At 68.3% G+C, this 17694-nt stretch carries 15 protein-coding genes; 7 read left to right on the top strand and 8 right to left on the bottom strand.

All coding sequences use genetic code 11. The annotated features are described in order from the left end of the window. Nucleotides 1-103 precede the first annotated feature (103 nt). From H6844_07945 to H6844_07930, 4 genes are all read left to right on the top strand, one after another. Nucleotides 104-541, top strand: coding sequence for a tripartite tricarboxylate transporter TctB family protein (locus H6844_07945; protein MCB9929331.1), 438 nt, complete (start codon nucleotides 104-106; stop codon nucleotides 539-541). Beyond that, the gene (locus H6844_07940) at nucleotides 541-2043 is read left to right on the top strand and encodes a tripartite tricarboxylate transporter permease (GenBank protein ID MCB9929330.1); all 1503 of its coding nucleotides are present in this window, start codon (nucleotides 541-543) and stop codon (nucleotides 2041-2043) included. The genes H6844_07945 and H6844_07940 overlap by 1 nt, the downstream gene beginning before the upstream one ends. A gap of 28 nt (nucleotides 2044-2071) precedes the next feature. Next, nucleotides 2072-3028: a tripartite tricarboxylate transporter substrate binding protein gene (locus H6844_07935; GenBank protein MCB9929329.1), complete on the top strand. Its 957-nt coding sequence runs from the start codon at nucleotides 2072-2074 to the stop codon at nucleotides 3026-3028. A gap of 79 nt (nucleotides 3029-3107) precedes the next feature. Next, nucleotides 3108-4301 (top strand): CoA transferase, encoded by a 1194-nt coding sequence (locus H6844_07930; protein ID MCB9929328.1) that lies wholly within the window; start codon nucleotides 3108-3110, stop codon nucleotides 4299-4301. Nucleotides 4302-4535: 234 nt separating this feature from the next. Here the strand turns inward: H6844_07930 and H6844_07925 are convergent, their stop codons facing one another. The 5 genes from H6844_07925 to H6844_07905 form a co-directional block, all read right to left on the bottom strand. After that, nucleotides 4536-6176: an NAD(P)/FAD-dependent oxidoreductase gene (locus H6844_07925; GenBank protein ID MCB9929327.1), complete on the bottom strand. Its 1641-nt coding sequence runs from the start codon at nucleotides 6174-6176 to the stop codon at nucleotides 4536-4538. A gap of 154 nt (nucleotides 6177-6330) precedes the next feature. After that, entirely contained in the window at nucleotides 6331-7386 is a 1056-nt protein-coding gene (locus H6844_07920) for a Gfo/Idh/MocA family oxidoreductase (protein ID MCB9929326.1), read from the bottom strand. Nucleotides 7387-7404: 18 nt separating this feature from the next. Then, a complete protein-coding gene (locus H6844_07915; protein MCB9929325.1) occupies nucleotides 7405-8361 on the bottom strand; it encodes a 3-hydroxyacyl-CoA dehydrogenase in 957 nt (318 codons plus the stop codon). Nucleotides 8362-8466: 105 nt separating this feature from the next. Further along, nucleotides 8467-9054: a thiamine pyrophosphate-binding protein gene (locus H6844_07910; protein ID MCB9929324.1), complete on the bottom strand. Its 588-nt coding sequence runs from the start codon at nucleotides 9052-9054 to the stop codon at nucleotides 8467-8469. A 17-nt stretch (nucleotides 9055-9071) separates the two neighbouring features. Then, nucleotides 9072-9614, bottom strand: a complete 543-nt coding sequence (locus tag H6844_07905) for a phosphonopyruvate decarboxylase (protein MCB9929323.1) — start codon at nucleotides 9612-9614, stop codon at nucleotides 9072-9074. Between the two features lie 84 nt (nucleotides 9615-9698). Between H6844_07905 and H6844_07900 the strand changes: the two genes are divergently transcribed. Next, nucleotides 9699-10931, top strand: a complete 1233-nt coding sequence (locus tag H6844_07900; GenBank protein ID MCB9929322.1) for a CoA transferase — start codon at nucleotides 9699-9701, stop codon at nucleotides 10929-10931. Nucleotides 10932-11117: 186 nt separating this feature from the next. Here the strand turns inward: H6844_07900 and H6844_07895 are convergent, their stop codons facing one another. Both H6844_07895 and H6844_07890 read right to left on the bottom strand, forming a co-directional pair. Next, nucleotides 11118-12515, bottom strand: a complete 1398-nt coding sequence (locus tag H6844_07895; protein MCB9929321.1) for an NAD(P)-binding domain-containing protein — start codon at nucleotides 12513-12515, stop codon at nucleotides 11118-11120. A gap of 163 nt (nucleotides 12516-12678) precedes the next feature. Continuing rightward, on the bottom strand, nucleotides 12679-13332 hold the full coding sequence (locus H6844_07890) for a hypothetical protein (protein MCB9929320.1): 654 nt from the start codon (nucleotides 13330-13332) through the stop codon (nucleotides 12679-12681). 207 nt (nucleotides 13333-13539) lie between these two features. Between H6844_07890 and H6844_07885 the strand changes: the two genes are divergently transcribed. Both H6844_07885 and H6844_07880 read left to right on the top strand, forming a co-directional pair. Then, nucleotides 13540-14328: an enoyl-CoA hydratase gene (locus H6844_07885; protein MCB9929319.1), complete on the top strand. Its 789-nt coding sequence runs from the start codon at nucleotides 13540-13542 to the stop codon at nucleotides 14326-14328. 85 nt (nucleotides 14329-14413) lie between these two features. After that, nucleotides 14414-16468 carry a methylmalonyl-CoA mutase gene (locus H6844_07880; protein ID MCB9929318.1) on the top strand — a complete coding sequence of 685 codons (2055 nt, stop codon included), beginning with the start codon at nucleotides 14414-14416 and terminating at the stop codon, nucleotides 16466-16468. A gap of 162 nt (nucleotides 16469-16630) precedes the next feature. On the opposite strand, the gene H6844_07875 is transcribed toward H6844_07880, so the two are convergent. Further along, entirely contained in the window at nucleotides 16631-17677 is a 1047-nt protein-coding gene (locus tag H6844_07875; GenBank protein ID MCB9929317.1) for an LLM class flavin-dependent oxidoreductase, read from the bottom strand. Between the last annotated feature and the right edge of the window lie 17 nt (nucleotides 17678-17694).

Raw genomic sequence — 17694 nt, 5'->3', positions numbered from 1 at the left:
CGTCGAGCGGCGCCAGGGGGTTGGCGCCGGCGGAACCCGTCGCTAGGGTCGAAGGCAACGGCCAGGACAACCGGCCGATGACCAAAAAACCGAAGGCGAGGACATGCCGAAAGCCGACCTGATTGCCGGCGTCCTGTTGATGGGCGTCGGCCTGGCCCTGGTGTTCTGGATCATTCCGATGCAGACGGACCAGAACACCGGCGCCGTCGTGCCGCCGGCCCTGCTGCCGCAGGTCTGTGCCATTGGCATCACCGTGCTGGCGGCGATCCTGACCCTCAACGCCGCCCGCGGCCGCATGCCGGAGGCGGAGCCGACCAAGCCGTCGGAATGGGCGGCCATGGTCGCCATCGTCGCCGTCGTCGTCTGCGGCGCGCTGCTGTTCGAATACGTCCATCCCGCGGTGGCCGGCTTCTTCGTCTGCCTGGCGCCCATGCTCTATATGGGCGAGCGCCGCTGGTACCTGTTGCTGGCGCTGCCGGGTGGCCTGGTGCTGGCGATCTACCTGCTGTTCTACGAGGTGCTGGGGACCGCGATCCAATGATGGACGCCCTGATCGCCGGCTTCGGCCAAGCACTGACCCCGTACAATATCGCCTTCGTCGCCCTCGGCGTCGCCATCGGCTATCTGGTCGGCGCGCTGCCGGGCCTCGGCAAGGGCACGGCGACGGCGGTGGCGATCCCCATCACCTTCTATATCGCGCCGCTGACCGCCATCGCCTTCCTGGTCGGCATTTCCAAGGGCTCGGCGGCGGGCAGTGCCGTTTCCGCCATTCTGATGAACACGCCGGGCGAGCCCTCGTCCGCGCCGACGGCGCTGGCGGGCTATCCGCTGGCCCGGGCCGGCAAGGCGCAGAAGGCCCTGAAAATGGGCCTGTTCGCCAGCGTGATCGGCGATTTCGTCTCCACCTGCGCGCTGATCCTGCTGGCCCAGACCCTGGCGGACTATGCCCTCGCCATCGGCCCGATCGAACTGGTGGCGATCCTGGCCTTCTCGCTGACCTTCATCGCAGCGCTCTCCGGCAAGTCGCTGGTCAAGGGCATGATCGCCGGCCTGTTCGGCATTCTCTGCGCCACCGTCGGGCTGGAGGTCGAAACCTCGACCGAGCGGCTGATCTTCGGCTTTTACGAACTCTATGACGGCCTGCCGCTGATCCCAGTCGCCATCGGCATGCTGGCGCTTTCTGAAATGATGGTGCAGATCGGCAACCGCCGCCGGCTGGAGGCCGAGACCGACCTGCTGCGCGGCTCCGGCAAGCCGGAGGATGCCGTTGTCACCTGGGACGACTGGAAACGCTCGGCCCGCGCCATCGTGCGCGGCACGTTTGTCGGCATTTTCATCGGCATCCTGCCGGGCCTCGGCGCCAGCACCGGCTCGTTCCTGTCCTATGGCATGGCGCGGCGGGCGGCCAAGGACCCGGAGGCGTTCGAGCGCGACGGCGCCATCGAGGGCGTGGCCGCGGCCGAGAGCGCCGACAATGCCGTCGTGCCGGCCAGCTTCGTGCCGCTGTTCGCGCTCGGCATTCCCGGCAGCGTCATCGCCGCGATCCTGATCGGCGCCTTCATCATCCAGGGCGTGACGCCCGGCCCGCTGATGTTCATCGAACAGGCAGACCTGATGCAGGGCATCTATGCCTCCATGCTGGTCGCCTCGCTGATCCTGCTCTGCATCGGCTATTTCGGCCAGAATCTGTTCGCCCGCGTCATCAAGCTTTCGCCCAGCATCGTGCTGTCGGCGGTGGTGTTTCTCTGCTGCCTCGGCTCGTATCTGCAGGGCGGCGGCATGTTCGGGCTCTACATCATGGCGATTTTCGCCGTGATCGGCTTTTTCGCGCGCAAATACGATTTCAGCTTCGTCACCTTCCTGATCGGCTTCGTCATCGGCGAAGGGTTCGAGCTGGCGCTGCGCCAGACCATCGGCCTGCTGAAGGGCACGCCGGAGCAGATTTTCGACCACCCGATCGCCATCGTCTTCTGGGCGCTGACGCTTCTGGGCGTGGTCGCGGTCGTGCGTCGCCAACGCGCTTCCTCCACCCCGGCCGCCTGAGGCCTCACAAGAAACAGGGAGACTGCCCATGCGAATCCTCAAATCCCTCGGACTGGCGGCGGTGGCCGCTGCCGGCCTGGCGCTGGCGGCACTGCCGGCGCGGGCGGAATGGCCGGACGGCCCGCTCACCATGCTGATCGGCTACAAGGCCGGCGGCGGCACCGACACCAAGGGACGCGTGCTGGCCAAGCTGCTGGGCGAGAAGCTGGGCGTGCCGGTCAAGGTCGTGAACAAGCCGGGCGGCGGCCAGGCGACGGCGCTGCTCTGGTTCAAGCACCAGAAGCCGGATGGCGACACATTCTTCTTCGGCGCGGTGTCCGGCCTGACGCTGAACCCGCACCTGAACCCGCGCCTCGCCTTCCGCTGGGACGATTTCGACTATTGCTGCACGGCCACCGAGTTCCAGCCGGCCATTGTCGCGCCGTCCTCCGCCCCGTTCGACGACATGAAGGGCTTCGTCGCCTATGCCAAGGAACATCCCGGCACGAAATACGCCGCGCTCAGCCCCTATGCCCGCATCCTGATGCAGTTGATTGCCGAGAAGGACGGGCTCGACATCAACTATATTCCCACCAAGGGCGGCGCCGGCATGGTGCAACTGGTGCTGGGCGGCCAGGTTTCGACGGCCTATTCCGGCGGCATTCACGCCCGCTATCCGGACAAGATGAAGGTCCTGGCCGTCACCACGACCAAGCGCCAGCCGCAAACGCCCGACGCGCCGACCCTGACGGAACTGGGCTACCAGGGCGCCAGCGACGCGCCCACCGTGATCGCCTTTCCGAAAGGCACCGATCCTGCCATCGTCGCCAAGATGGACGCCGCGGTCGCCTGGGCGGTGGAGCAGCCGGAGATGAAGGATATCTCGGCCAAGCTGCAAATGCCGATCAGCTATATGGGCCATGACAAGGTCACTGCCTTCGTGCAGAAGACGGACGCAGAGACGGCCGCGATGATCAAAGCCTCCGGCTACGAACCGCCGAAATAAGCCCCCCTCGGCAAGCATCGCCTTCCGGACGGGCCAGCCGCTCCGGAAGGCGCGCCGCACCAACGAAAGACCAACCGCCATGTTCCAGCCCCTTGCCGGCAAGCGCGTGATCGACGTGACCCAGGTCCTGGCCGGCCCCTACTGCACCTACCAGCTGGCGCTGATGGGGGCGGAGGTCATCAAGATCGAACTGCCCGGCCAGGGCGACTGGACCCGCCTCGGCGGCGAGGATGCGGAATTGAGCGCCGCCGGCTATTCCCTCGGCTTCCTGACCCAGAACGCCGACAAGAAATCGGTCTGCCTCAACCTGAAAACGGCAGAGGGCGTGGCGGTCCTGAAACAGTTGATCCAGACCGCCGACGTGTTCGTCGAGAATTTCAAGCCGGGCACCGCCGCCGGGCTCGGCATCGGCTATGAGGATGTGAGGGACCTGAACCCGACCCTGGTCTATGCCTCGCTCAGCGCCTTCGGCCAGGACGGGCCGCTGGGCCATCGCCCGGCCTACGACCACATCATCCAGGGCATGGTCGGCATCATGCACACCACCGGCACGCCGGAGACGGTGCCGAACAAGGTCGGCAGCCCCTATGTGGACTATGCCACCGGCCTGATGGGCGCCTTTGCCGTCGTCTCCGCCCTGCTGGAGCGGGAGCGGACGGGGGCGGGCCAGCGCGTCGACGTCGCCATGCTGGATACCGCCATGCTGCTGATGGCCTCGCTGGCGGTCTCGACCGCGGCCACCGGCACGCCGCCGCCGCCCACCGGCAACGAGGCGTTCAGCGGCTCGCCGTCCTCCGGCACCTATGAGACTCAAGACGGCCTGATCATGCTGGCCGCCAACAACGAGCGCCAGTTCCAGACCCTCTGCCGCGCCATCGGCCGCGCCGACCTGCTGGAGGACGAGCGCTTTGCCGAGCGGACGGCGCGCAAACGGAATGCGCCCGCGCTGCGGGCGGAGTTCGCCGCGCTGTTCCGCACCAAAACGGCCGCGGAATGGGAAGCCTTTCTGGACGACGCCCGCGTCCCCGGCGTTCGCGTCCGCCGCATGGACGAGGTGCTGGGCGAGCCGCAACTGGCCGCCCGCGGCCTGATGCAGCCGGTGGCGCTGGACGGGCTCGCCCGCACGGTCGCCCTGCCGAGCCTGGGCTTCAAGGCGAATGGCGAGACCACGGCACCCCGCCGCTCCCCGCCCCGCCTCGGCCAGGACACCGACGCGGTGCTGGGTGCGTTGGGGGTGGATGTGGCGGCGCTGCGGGCCAAGGGCGTGGTGTAGGACGGGACGCCTCCGCGCGCCTTGCGCTTTCCCAGGCGTGACCCCCTAGCTTTCCCGGGCTTGACCCGGGATCTCCTTCGGCGTGATCGCCGGCCCGGTCGGCGCCCGGCGCGCTGGGGATCCCGGGTCAAGCCCGGGAAAGCGCCCAAAATGGCCCAGGAGCGCCTGAGGCCTCGGAGCGGGCCGATGGCAGCAGGAGGGTGGGGCGATGCCCCTCCCCCCCAAAAGAGCCGCCTAGCGCGTCTCGATTTCGCGATAGCCGTTGGCGGCGACGCGGTCGCAGTATTCGCGGTATTGCGGCGCGGTGCCGCTATAGCGCGCGATGATGCGTTGCTGCTTGCCCTCGACATTCTGGTTGACGCCGGTCATCCAGCTATCGACCTCGGACGACAGCAGGCCATGGTTCGACCGGACGACCACCTCGGTCCAGTCGGCCTCGCCTTCCGCCGACGCATTGGCGTAGGTATAGCCATTGGTCGAGAGATAGCCGATCAGGTCGTCCACCCACTCCACATTGTATTCGATGGAGCGCGGAATGTTGCCGAGCGCGGTGTGCGGGCCGACCAGCATGAACATGTTGGGGAAATCGCGCACCAGCACGCCGACAAAGGTCTTCGGCCCGCCCTTCCACTTGTCCTTCAGCGCCTGGCCGCCGGCGCCGCGGATGTCGATCCGGTCGAAACTGCCGGTGATGGCGTCGAAGCCGGTGGCGTAGACGATCATGTCGAATTCGAATTCGCGCTCCGCGGTGCGCAGGCCGGCCTCGGTGATCTCCTCGATCGGGGTTTCGAGGATCGAGACCAGTTCGACATTGTCCTGGTTGTAGACCTCGTAATAGCCGCTTTCCTGGGGCACGCGGCGGGTGCCGAAGCCGTGCTCCTTCGGCACCAGCAGTTCGGCGACCTTGGGGTCCTTGACGCGCTCGCGGATCTTGTTGGCGACGAATTCCGACACCGCGTCATTGGCGGCGCGGTTGGTCATCATGTCCCGGAAGCCGCCGACCCACATGGAAAAGCCCGGCTCGTTGTACTGATGCTCCCAGAACGCCTCGCGCTCCGCCGGCGTGGCGTCGAATGTGTTGCGCTTGTCGGGCGTGTGCAGGAAACAGGTGGCGCTTTCCTGGCACTTGCGGAAAATCTCGTCATAGCGGGCGCGGATCTGATCCATTTCCGCCTTGGGGATTTTCTTGTTGCGCAGCGGCTTGCACCAGTTCGGCCGGCGCTGGAACACGGTCAGGCTCTTGGCGGTCTTGGCGATCTCGGTGATCGCCTGGACGCCGGTCGCGCCGGTGCCGATGACGGCCACGTTCTTGCCCTCGAACGTCACCTCGTGCTTCGGCCAGAGGCCGGTGTGATAGGCCTCGCCCTTATAGGTGTCGCGCCCCTTGATGCGCGGGAACACCGGGGCGGACAGCGGCCCGATCGCGGTCACCAGCCAGCGGGCGGTGTGGGTGCTGCCGTCCGCCAGCGTGATCTCCCAGGACTGGCTGTCGTCCCGATAGTGGGCGGAGGCGACCTTGGCCTTGAACTGGATGTCCTTGCGCAGGTCGAACTTGTCGGCGACGAAGTTGCAATAGCGCTCGGTCTCGGGCTGCGGCGCGAAATGCTCGGTCCAGTCCCATTCCTTCAGCACTTCCTCGCTCCAGGAATAGCCGTAGGAATAGCTTTCGGAATCGAAGCGGCAGCCGGGATAGCGGTTCCAGTACCAGGTGCCGCCGACGCCGGTGCCCATCTCGAACACCCGCACCTTCTGGCCCTGATTGCGCAGGCGATAGAGCTGGTACATGCCGGAAAGGCCGGCGCCGATAATGATGGTGTCATAGTCCAGCCCCGCGGCGGCGCGGGCGTCCGGACGGGTTGCGGTTGCCGTGTCCATCATCGTTCCTTCCGTTAACGCATTTTCTTCCGACAGGCTCGGATGTCATCACAAGCGCATCGGCGACCTAATACCTTTGATGTAGATCAACGGCAACGCGCCTTGCCGCCACAGCCGGCGTTGCGGCGCGTTGTCGCTTGGCCCGTCGGGCCGGTCAGAGCGGCAGGGTCACCGTCCGGCGCTGGCGCAGGCTGAGCGTGACGGCGTCGGTCCACTCCATGTATTGGCAGCCGGTGACGAAATCGGTGTGGGTGATCGGCTCGCGGCCGCGGATGGCGTTGACGAATTCCTCTTCCACGCGCCAGCCGCCCTGCCTGGCCGGGTCGATGGCGACGGCCGAGAGATCCGCATCGCCCCGCTTGCCCGCCGAAAGCGCCATGGCGCCGCCAACCGGCTGGTGCAGGCGGATCGTGCCGTCGGTGCCGAAAATGTGGACGTCGGCAAGCGACGGCATGTGCCCAACCACGCTGGAGACGTTGAAGCGCATCTGGCCGCCCTGCTCCAACTCGCCGATCACGTCGATATGGTCGGGAATGCGCATGGCGACGCGATGGCCGTCGGCGTCGAGCCGGTGCTTCACGACGCTCTGGCCGACGGCCATGACCGTCTTCATCGGGCCGACCCAGCGCATCATCGCCTCGTACCAGATGCCCATATTCATGATGTTGTTGCCGGAGAGGTCGCGGTCCTGGCGCCAGTGCACCGGCCCGCTCGCATCCGGGAAGGCGCGGGCGGCGGCGATGCGGGCGTCGACGGCGATGATGTCGCCGACGGCGCCGCCGGCCACCATCTCGCGGATGGTGCGGTCGAAGGCCAGCGTGTGCGGCGCCGGCACGATCTGGGCGACCAGGTCCGGGCGCTTGCGCGCGGCGGCCAGCATGTGCCGGGCGTCGGACAGGTTCATGGCCATGCGCGCCTCGCACATGACGTGCTTGCCCGCTTCCAGCGCGGCAACGGTGAGCGTGCGGTGCATGTAGGGCCAGGTGCCGATGCAGACCGCATCGACCTCGGGATCGGCCAGCACCTCCGGCCAACCGTCATACACGCGGGCAATGCCGAACTCGTCGGCAATGGCCTGGCCGGAGGCGCGGGTGCGGTTCGCGACCGCCACGATCTCCACGCCCGATTGCTGGCGGAAGCCGGGAATGTGGCGCGAACGGACATTGCCGCCGGCGCCGATCAGGCCGATGCGGATGGGGGAATCGGTCATGGCGTTTCGTCCTTCTTCCTAGTCTGGCGTGTCTTGCTTCGCCTGTTGTCTCTTGTGGCCGACCAATGCGGCCAGCCGCCGGTCGCGCCAGTCCTGCCGCGCCTGGTGCCGGTCCATGGGCAGGGCGGCGCGGCGCTGGCGGTCGATGTCCGCGACGAGGCCAGGCGTCCACTCGCGCGGGTCCGCCTGTTCCTTCGCCAGATCATAGTAAAGCTGGCCCAGCATGTCGCAATAGCCGGGCACGCCCCGGGCCGAGTTCAGGTCGATGGTCTCGAACGGGCCGATGAACGACCAGCGCAGGCCCAGGCCGTCGGCCACCGCCGCATCCACGTCCGCCACCGAACAGACACCGTCCTGCACCAGCCGGAACGCCTCGGCCAGCAGGGCGCCCTGAAGGCGGTTGACGATGAAGCCGTTGATCTCGCGCGTGGTGCTGATCGGGCTCTGGCCGACAGCGGCCATCAGGTCGCGGGTCCGCTGCACGAGAGCCGGGTCGGTCCACGGCGCCGGCACGATCTCCACCAGCGGGATGATGTGCGGCGGGTTGATCGGATGGGCCACCAGCACCCGGCGCTGGCCCGCCAGACCTTCGGAGAATTGCGAGGCCGGGATGCCGCTGGTGGAGGAGGCCAGCACCGTCGCCGGCGCGGCGATGCGGTCCAGGTCCTTGTAAAGCGCCGCCTTCACCTCCACCCGCTCCGGCGCGCTTTCCTGGCAATGGACGGCCCCGTCCAGGGCCTGCTCCAGGCTGTCGGCACGGGCGATGCGGGCCAGCACATCCGGCGGCGTCTCGCCGCGCAGCAGGTCGGCGGCGGCGAGGTCAGGCAGGTTGGCCGCGATCAGCGCCAGCGCCCGTTCGGCGGCGCCGTCCATGGGATCGAAGATCGAGACCGGATGGCCGGCGCGGGCGAATACGATGGACCAGGCGCGGCCGACCAGGCCGGTGCCGACAATGGCGATTTTTCGGTGGGTCATGCGGCCTCCCTTCCCGGTGGGTCACGGCGCGCGCTGGCGTCGCGAACGAACGGCCCCGAAGCGAACTCCGGGGCCGTCGGCATCGAATCCAAAGACAGGCCCGGCTCAGGCGGAACCGAGCAGCGCCTTGCGGAACACGGTCTTGGTATAGTTCGCATCCAGCGAGCGCTTGATCGGCGCCGGCGGGTTGTCGTTCACCTTGAGGTGGACGAAGAAGGTGGCATTGCCGCCCTTGATCATCGCCGCCGCGTCGGCGATCTCGCCTTCCTTGGCCACGGTGCGCACCTGCTTGATGCCGGCGCCACTCGCCATCACCGCCAGGTCGGTCGAGTGGCCGGTGTGCGAGACCTGATTGCCGGTCTCGCCGTAATGGCCGTTGTCGACGCAGACAATGCCGAGATTGGGCGGGTTCATCACCGCGACGGTGGCGAGCGCGCCGACATTCATCAGCAGTTCGCCGTCGCCGGTGACCACCAGCACGCGCTTGTCCGGCTGCGCCAGCGCCAGGCCCAGGCCCATGGCGACCGCGCCGCCCATGGCACCGGCCATGCTGTAATAGTTGGTGCCCTCCGCGCCGCAGAGATTGGCGATGTCGCGCGCGGTGCCGGCGAGCCCGGTGACGATCAGATACTGATCGGCATTCTGGATCAGTTGCGGGATGACGTCTTTGCGGTCCAGGACGAAATCGGACATGGTGCGGACCCCTTCTCTCAACCGAATTTCTTGGCGCCGATGAGCTTCTGGCCCAGCAGCACGGCAACGGATTCCTGGCTCTGGAACGCCATGGTGATGGCGGCCTCGACCGTGGGGATCACCTCTTCCGGCTTTTCCACCTTCAGGCACAACACGTCGCAGGCCTCCAGCACCGGCTGCACCGACTTGCCCATGGGCATCTGCCAGGGATTGCCCTCGCCGAAGTCGCCGCGCATCGAGAGGATGGTCAGGAACGGGAACTTGCCGAGCCGCGGCAGGCTCAGCATGTTGATGCAGTTGCCGGCGCCGGACGACTGCATCAGCAGCACGTGCTTCTGCCCGCCCAGATGCGCACCGGCAGCCATGGCGACGCCCTCTTCCTCGCTGGTGAGCGGAATGGAGTGGACATCCGGGTCGGCCAGCGACAGGTTGATCAGCACCTTGTGGCCGGCGTCGGGCACATAGGAAAACTGCGTGATGCCGGCGTCTTTCAACAGCTTGTACAGTTCGTACGGCCAGCTCGGTTCGCCGGGCGGCGGCGCGGGGATGTCGAAGGGCATGCAAGCCTCCGGTTATTCTGGAAAGGGCGTTTCGGTGGGCGCAATGAGAGCGCGTGAGACAATTTCTACCAAGAGAACGGATGGATGCTAAGCCCTCTTTCCGGAATTCGGGTCCTGGACCTTTCGCGGTTTTACTCCGGTCCGCACGCCACCCTGCTGCTGGCCGGGATGGGCGCCGAGGTGATCCGCATCGACGAGCCGGCCCAGCCCATGGCACAGGCCAAAGCCCCGCCCTTTGCGGGTGCCGCCGGCGTCGCCATGACGGAGCGGAGCCCGGATGACCTTTCCATCCATTATCTGAAGCGCAACCGGGCCAAGAAGGCCATTACCCTGAATTTGAAATCGGCGGAGGGAGTGGCGCTGTTCCGGCGGCTGGCCGCCGAAGCCGACGTGGTGTTCGAGAACTTCACCCCCGGTGTGGCCGACCGGCTGGGGATCGGCTATGCTGCGCTGTCGGCGGCCTGTCCCCGTCTGGTCTATTGCGCGCTGACCGGCTGGGGCTCGACCGGACCGGACGCGCACGAAAAATCCTATGACCCGATCGCCCAGGCCGCCGCCGGGCTCATGAGCATCACCGGCCGCAATGGCGACCCGCCGCTGAAAGCCGGCTCGCCGCTCTCGGACGGGATTGCCGGCGTGCACGCGGCCCTGGGCGTGACGGCGGCGCTGGTGCAACGGGGCGTGACCGGCAAGGGGCAGTTCGTCGACGTCTCCATGGCCGACTGCCTGCTGTCGCTGGTGCTGGACGAGCCGCTGGATCATTACGAGGCGCTGGGCCTGCCGGCGCAGCAGGGCAACCGCATTCCCCGCTTCTCGCCCTTCAACACGTTCCGGGCGGCGGACGGCTGGCTGGTGATCGGTGCGGCGACGCCCGGGCAGTGGCGCACGCTCTGCCAGTGCATGGGCGAGCCGGAACTTGCGGACGATCCGCACTGGCGCGATGTCGCCTGGCGCATCGCCCATAATGACGCAGTGGAGGCCAAGGTCAGTGCCTGGGTCTCCTGCCTGTCGGTGGCGGAGGCCGTGACGACACTGCGCAAGGCCGGCGGAATTGCCGGGCCGATCAACGGCATTGAGGAGTTGAAAGCCTGGCCCCATCTCGCCGCGCGAGGGATGTTGGCGCCACTGCACCACCCGCGGGCGGGCGCGGTTCCGGAGACGGTGGCGGCAGCGTTTCCGCTAAAATTCTCCGGCGGCCATGCGGGGTATGCGGCGCCGGCACCCTGGCCGGGGCAGGACAATGATGCGGTCTATGGGGACGTGCTGGGCCTGGACGCCGAGGAACGGACGCGCCTGAAGGCCGAGGGGGTGATTTGAGCGATAGCGCCGGCCGCAATCCGCGCCCCGTCATCGCGAGGGGCGAAGCCCAGTCATCGCGAGGGGGCGAAGCCCCGTGGCGATCCGGGCCGACATCCCCCCCCCCCGGAATGACAGCCTGTCTGGATTGCCACGCCGCCTTCGGCGTCTCGCAATGGCGATTGCAAGGCCGTGCGGGCACTCGACCTATGCCGCCCGGCTCTTGCCAAGCGCACCGGCCGCGCGTTTGACCATGGCTTTCAGCGTGCGCTTCAGGTCGCCCAGATAGCGCACATGCTCCTCCTCGATGGTGTGGCGGGCGGTGTGCTTGTACTGGCTCGCATACCAGGCCTTGCGCTCGGCGATGGCGCGTTTCATCTCCGCTGCGGGCGGCAGGGCGGCGTTCTCCAGCAGCACTTCCCGCACCCAGCGCGCCTGGTGCTCGAACACCATGTTCAGCGCGGTGTCGGTGTTGAAAAAGCCCATCAGAAAGAGCCCCGGCCAGTCCGGCGGCACGATGCGCATGTAGAGATCGAGTTCGTTGTTCTCCAGCGTCACCACTTCCGGCGGCAGGAAATCCAGGTCGATTGCGTAGCCGGTGGCGGCGATCAGCGTGTCGAACTCCTCCGCCGTGCCGTCCGCGAACTGCAGGGTCCGGCCGTCGACCCGCGTGATGCCCGGCTTCACGGCGATGCGGCGGTAGGCGATGTCCGTCACCACCGTGGCGTTGGAGGTGACATGGGTGTTCGCGGTCGGCTTCTGGAAGCCCAGCCTGGTCATGTCGCCATGCACCAGCCAGACCAGGAACCGGGTGATTTTCTGGCGCAGCTTGCGCGGAATCCAGGGGCGCTGGATCTGGGCGGTGATGTCGGTGAAGGCCCGCCCGAACATCAGCTTCGGCAGGATCACCACGCCCGAGCGCGCCACCAGCACCGTGCGGGGCGAGGTCACGCAGACGTCGCTGGCGATATCGCAGGCGCTGTTGCCGATGCCGACGACACAGACGCGCTTGCCGACAAAGGGCTCCGGCTCCTTGTAATGGTGCGAATGCAGGTATTCGCCGGTGAAGGCCTGGAATTCTGGCACTTCCATCGGCCGCGTCAGGTGGCCGGTGGCGACGATGACCGCGTCGAACTCCTGGCCGGAGCCGTCGGCCAGGTCTACCCGCCAGCGCGGCGCCTCCTGCCCCGGCGTGAATAGCGGCCGGACCCGCTCGACCTTGCTGTTGAAGCGAATGCGCGGGGTCACGCCGAAATGGTCGGCGTATTGCACCAGATACCGGTGCATGTCGAAATGGTCGGGAAAAGGTTGGGTCCGGTCGTCGAAATCCAGGTCGGAAAACCGCGTGACACCGCGCGAGGTGTTGATGTGCAGCGTGCGGTAGGCGGACGAGCGGCCGTTGTCGTTCTTGTAACACCACATGCCGCCGATCTGGCTGCCGATCTCGAACACGGTGACGTCGAAATCCGCCTCCAGCAGGTATTTGGCCGCCGCCAGGCCGCAGGCCCCGGCGCCGATCACAGCCACACGTTTGGCACCACGCCGGTTCGGGCCGGCGACCGGCCCCTGCAGGTCGCGTTGAAACACGGATTGGACATTGGTCATGGCAGGGGCTCGCTCGCAGCATCGGATTGCCCGCCGCGCCGCACGCCGCCCGGGCCTATAGACCGCCAATGCTAGCGGGACCGTCCGGAATCAAAAGGGCGCGGCCCGATGGCGTTTCGTCGCCTGCGGGCCGCGCCGGAGCGCCGGAAGCGCCGGGAGCGTATCAGGCCTTGCGGCGCGCGAGCAGGCCCAGACCCGCCAGGGCCGAGCCGAGCAACGCCAGCGGCGCGGCTTCGGGCGCCGCCACCGCGGCGATGCCGACGGTCAGGCCGTGCCATTGCTCGGATGTGTGCGTGAAGGTGATGCTGTCATGCGTGCCGAGGATGCGGACGATCCCGTGCACCTCGCCATTGCCGGTGAAGCCGGTGCCGGTACCGTTCAGGATCGGCGTGCCGCTGCCGAAAAAGCCGCTGCCATTGCTGACGATCTCGATCGGGGTGCCGAAGTCGACGATATTGCCGTTCCAGCTCACCAGCGCCAGCACCGGATCGACCACGGCCTGAGAGAAGGTGATGGTCGAGGTGCCGCCTAAACTCAGTTCCAGAATGTCGCTCGTCGGCGGCGCGTTGTCAACGTCGCCATTGGTGTAGGCGTTGCCGGTGTAGAAATTGCCCCCGCCCGAGACCTGGGCGGCAAAAAATTGCGGTCCGCTGTACGTTACGCCAACCGACGTCGCACCGGACGCAATCGTTCCGGTGGCGACACCACCGGATGCACTGGCAGCGACCCAGTCGGCCCAGTCGATCGTCACCGCCTGGGCCGACGCCGAGGCCAGAACCGCACCCGCCACCGCAATTGCCATCGTCCAACCACGCATAATCGCTTTGCTCCTGATCGTTACTGTCACTCGTTGTGTTCAATGTATTTCGGTACGCAAGATCGGTGCCAAAGTTGCAATCGCGCAATTTCAATGCCTTACCGCCATCGCATTCCCCCTGAGTGTCAGCCGGCTTTACAGATGGCCGCCTGCGTCTCCAGAATTGTACATCTCGCATCCGTTCCTCATCCCCCTCCAGGATCCGCCATGTCCGAACTGCTCGAAGCCCGCGACGGTGCCGTCGTGACCCTCACCCTGAACCGGCCCGAGAGCCTGAACGCCCTCACCTATCCCATGCTCGACGGCCTCACCGAGGCGGTCGGGCGGCTGGACCGGGACGAGACGGTCGGCTGCGTGGTCCTCACCGGCGCGGGCCGGGCCTTCTGCTCCGGCGGCGACGTGAAGAGCATGGCCCAGGGCAGCGAGGCGCGGGAGGGCTTCGACGGCCGCGCCCGCAATCTGCGCCGCCGCATGGAACTCTCGCGCATGATCCACGAGGCGGCGAAACCCTGGATCGCCGCGGTCCGCGGCCCGTGCGCCGGCGCCGGGCTCTCGCTGGCGCTGGCCTGCGATATGCGGGTGGCGAGCGAGACCGCCCGCTTCATCACCGCCTTTGCCAAGGTCGGGCTCTCCGGCGATTTCGGCGGCAGCTATTTCCTGGCGCAACTGGTCGGCACGGGCCGGGCGCGCGAACTCTACTACACCGGCGGCGAGGTGCGGGCCGAAGAGGCGCTCCGCCTGGGCATCGCCAACCGGCTGGTGGCCGACACCGCGCTGGAGGCGGAGACTGCCGCATTCGCCGCGCAACTGGCCGCGGGGCCGCGGCTCACCATCGAATACATGAAGAAAAACATGAATGTCGCCGAGCGGGGGGATTTGGGCCTGGCGCTGGACGCGGAGGCGATCCACCACGCCCGCACCGGCCAGACCGAAGACCATGCCGAGGCGGCCCGCGCGTTCGCGGAAAAGCGCAAACCCGTGTTCAAAGGCCGCTAACCGCGGTTCCGCCCTTGGCAAAGGCGGCCGGAGGCGACTATCAACGGGGCCAGACCGAATCATTGCCCCAAGGACCCGCCCTTTCATGAGCGACGAGACGTTCGAACTGGCCGCCTCCTTCCCCGAGACCAGCTATGCCGACTGGCTGGCAGCGGCCGAGAAGGCGCTGAAGCGCGGCGACGTGGAAAAGGCGCTCGCCACCCGCACCTATGAAGGCTTCGCGCTGAAACCGCTCTACACGCGCGAGCGCGACGGCGGCGCGGCGGACCCGGCGGGCCTGCCCGGCCTGGCACCCTTCACCCGCGGCGCGGATGCGGCGGGGCGCACGGTCAGCGGCTGGGACATCCGCCAGACCGTCACCCATCCGGACCTGGCCCACGCCAACGCCACCCTGCGCGAGGACCTGGACAACAGCGTGCACTCGCTGTCGCTGCGCCTGGACCGGGCCGCGCTCTGCGGCGATGCCAACGGCGTGGCCGAGGGCGGGCTGCCGCTGCACTCCACCGCCTGCTGGCAGGCGCTGCTGGCAAACGTGCCGGCGGCGGCGCTGGCTTTGGAGGCGGGCGCGGGTTTCCTGCCGGCAGCGGCGTTGCTGGCAGCGGCCGGCGGTCCGGCGCCCGGCTCGCTGCCGGCGCCCGGCTCGCGGCTGGGCGCGGACCCGCTCGGAACGCTGGCGGCGCATGGCGCACTGCCGCAGGGATTGGAGCAGGCGCTGGCGGACATGGCGGACCTGGCCGCCCATGCGGCGCAGCACTGGCCGCATGTGGCCGCGGTGACCGTGGACGCCTCGGCCTATGACGCCGCCGGCGCCTCCGAAAGCCAGACACTGGCCGCGGCGATGGCGACCGGCGTCGCCTATCTGCGGGCCATGGTCGACGCCGGAATGGGCGTCGACGACGCCTGCGCCCAGATCGTCTTCCGCCTGCCGCTGGGGCCGGACCAGTTCTTCGCCATCGCCAAGCTGCGCGCCGCGCGCAAGCTCTGGGCGCGCATCGCCGAGGTCGCCGGTGCGTCCGAGCCAGCGCGGGCGGCCCGGATCGACGCGGTGACGGCCAACCGCAACCTGGCCGAGCGCGACCCCTACACCAACCTGCTGCGCACGACACTGGCCGGGTTCGCCGCCGCGGTCGGCGGGGCGGACAGCATCACGATCGCGCCCTATGACGCCGCCCTCGGCCCGGTCTCGGACGATTTCGCCCGCCGCGTCGCGCGCAACACGCAGTTGCTGCTGAAAGAGGAATCCAACCTGCACCGGGTGATGGACCCCGGCGGCGGCTCCTGGTTCCTGGAGGACCTGACGGCGAAGCTGGCGCAGTCGTCCTGGGCGCTGTTCCAGGAGATCGAGCGCGCCGGCGGCATGGCCGAGGCCCTGACCGGCGGCATGGTGGCGGGGCAGGTCGAAGCGACCTGGGCCGAGCGGCAAAAGAACCTCGCCCGCCGCCGCGACCCGCTGACCGGCGTCAGCGAATTCCCCAACATCGCCGAGGACCTGCCGGACGTGCCGGAGCCGGACCTGGCCGCGATCCGGACGGACCTCGCCGCGCGGCTGTCGTCGGCGGCGGTCACCCTGCCCGCCGCCGGCCGGGGCGAGCGCACCGCCGCGGCGATCCGGGCGGCGCAGGGCGGCGCGACGCTGGCGAGCCTGCTGGCGGCGCTGGGCGGCAATGCCACCTCCATCGCCCCCCTGCCCCGCCGTCGCTTCGGCGAGGCGTTCGAGGCCATGCGGGACGAGAGCGACCGGCGGGCGAAGCGCGACGGCCGGCGGCCGGCGGTGTTCCTCGCCAATCTGGGCGCGCTCGCCACCTACACGCCGCGCGCCACGTTCGCGAAGAACGCGTTCGAGGCCGGGGGCTTGCAGGCGCTGGACCAGGGCGGCTTCACCGATGCCGCGGCACTCACGGATGCCTTCAAGGCCAGCGGCGCGCGGCTGGCGGTGCTGTGCTCCAGTGACAAGCGCTATGGCGAGCAGGCCGAGGAAATGGCACGCGCGCTCAAGGCCGCGGGCTGCGCCTGGCTGGCGCTCGCCGGCGTCCCCGGTGAGGCGCGGGAGGCCTATGAGGCCGCGGGCGTAGACGACTTCATCGCCATGGGCGGCGACCTGCTCGGCACCCTGCAACAGGCCTGGGCGGCGCTGGATTAACCCAGCGCTCCGCACCGTCGCCGGAACCGAAACCCCTGTTTCCCGGCCGAGCCGGAGGCGAGGGTCGGGACCGGTGTCAGCCTCCGAACACCGCCCTCGCCCGTGTTCGCAAGAGCGACCGGCCCCGGATCGGCGCTTCGCACCGTCCGGGGTACAGGCGGCTCAGGCGGCGGCGTCTAGGCCGTTCGCCAGATCCATGATCTGCTCCAAAAGCGCGATGCGCTCGTGCGACGGCAGCGTGTCGTCGCCGCGGAGGCTCAGCATGTTGACGCCGACATCGCGGTATTTGCGCAGGCGCTCGCGCACCATGTCCGCCGTGCCCACCGCCTGGAACTGCGTGACCATGGCATCGGGCACCCGTTGCGCCGCCTCGTCGCGCCGCCCCTGTTTCCAGAGCGCCTGGATCGCCAGCGCGTCGTCCTGATAGCCGGCCCGCTGGAAGGCCTCGTTGTAGAAATTGGTCCGGGCCGAGCCCATGGCGCCCATCTGGAAGGCGACGCCCATGCGGCGGGCATCGATCATCTCCTCCACATTCTCGCCGATGGCGACCGCGGCGGTGGCGCAGATGTCGATATCGGCGAGCGACCGGCCGGCCTTCTCCGCGCCCTTGCGGATATAGGCCAAGTGCGCGTCCGGATGATCCGGCGAAAAGCTGGTGCCGAGCCAGCCGTCCGCCGCCTCGCCGGTGTATTCCAGCGCCTTAGGGCCGAGGGTGGCGAGATAGATCGGGATCGGTGCCGGCCGGTGCTCCAGCCGGATCGCCTTGCCCTCGCCGCCGGGCCGCGGCAGCACGTGCACCTGACCCTGGTACTGGATTTTCTCGCCGCGGAAGGCCATGCGGCAGATGTCGACCGTCTCGCGCAGGCGGGTGAGCGGCTTCGCGAACGAGACGCCCTGCAACCCCTCCACCACCTGCGGGCCGCTGACGCCCAGGCCGAGGCGGAAACGGCCGCCGGAGAGGTCGTTGAGCGAGAGCGCCGTCATCGCCGTCATCGACGGCGTGCGGGCGCTGATCTGCATGATCGCGGTGCCGATATGGATGCGCTTGGTCAGCGCCGCCATGTAGGCGAGGCTGGTGCAGGCATCGTGCGCCCAGGCCTCCGCCGACCAGACGCAATCGACGCCGAGCCGGTCGGCCGCCTGGACGAATGCGACCGCGCCGGTGATGTCGCGGGCGGAATGGCTGCCGATGCCGATGGAAATGCGCATGGGGGTTTCCTCAAGCT

It is taken from the genome of Alphaproteobacteria bacterium, from assembly GCA_020638555.1.
Lineage (GTDB): Bacteria > Pseudomonadota > Alphaproteobacteria > Bin95 > Bin95 > JACKII01.
The sequence above is the reverse complement of the archived record's forward strand: the minus strand, read 5'-3'. Positions and strand labels throughout refer to the sequence as shown.

Excerpts from the sequence above, each read along its gene's own strand:
- H6844_07885 (MCB9929319.1), top strand. The coding sequence starts at position 13,540 with ATGTCCGAACTGCTCGAAGCCCGCGACGGTGCCGTCGTGACCCTCACC.
- H6844_07915 (MCB9929325.1), bottom strand. The coding sequence starts at position 8,361 with ATGACCCACCGAAAAATCGCCATTGTCGGCACCGGCCTGGTCGGCCGC.
- H6844_07930 (MCB9929328.1), top strand. The coding sequence starts at position 3,108 with ATGTTCCAGCCCCTTGCCGGCAAGCGCGTGATCGACGTGACCCAGGTC.
- H6844_07945 (MCB9929331.1), top strand. The coding sequence starts at position 104 with ATGCCGAAAGCCGACCTGATTGCCGGCGTCCTGTTGATGGGCGTCGGC.
- H6844_07900 (MCB9929322.1), top strand. The coding sequence starts at position 9,699 with ATGCTAAGCCCTCTTTCCGGAATTCGGGTCCTGGACCTTTCGCGGTTT.
- H6844_07910 (MCB9929324.1), bottom strand. The coding sequence starts at position 9,054 with ATGTCCGATTTCGTCCTGGACCGCAAAGACGTCATCCCGCAACTGATC.
- H6844_07895 (MCB9929321.1), bottom strand. The coding sequence starts at position 12,515 with ATGACCAATGTCCAATCCGTGTTTCAACGCGACCTGCAGGGGCCGGTC.
- H6844_07935 (MCB9929329.1), top strand. The coding sequence starts at position 2,072 with ATGCGAATCCTCAAATCCCTCGGACTGGCGGCGGTGGCCGCTGCCGGC.
- H6844_07905 (MCB9929323.1), bottom strand. The coding sequence starts at position 9,614 with ATGCCCTTCGACATCCCCGCGCCGCCGCCCGGCGAACCGAGCTGGCCG.
- H6844_07875 (MCB9929317.1), bottom strand. The coding sequence starts at position 17,677 with ATGCGCATTTCCATCGGCATCGGCAGCCATTCCGCCCGCGACATCACC.
- H6844_07920 (MCB9929326.1), bottom strand. The coding sequence starts at position 7,386 with ATGACCGATTCCCCCATCCGCATCGGCCTGATCGGCGCCGGCGGCAAT.
- H6844_07940 (MCB9929330.1), top strand. The coding sequence starts at position 541 with ATGGACGCCCTGATCGCCGGCTTCGGCCAAGCACTGACCCCGTACAAT.
- H6844_07925 (MCB9929327.1), bottom strand. The coding sequence starts at position 6,176 with ATGGACACGGCAACCGCAACCCGTCCGGACGCCCGCGCCGCCGCGGGG.
- H6844_07890 (MCB9929320.1), bottom strand. The coding sequence starts at position 13,332 with ATGCGTGGTTGGACGATGGCAATTGCGGTGGCGGGTGCGGTTCTGGCC.
- H6844_07880 (MCB9929318.1), top strand. The coding sequence starts at position 14,414 with ATGAGCGACGAGACGTTCGAACTGGCCGCCTCCTTCCCCGAGACCAGC.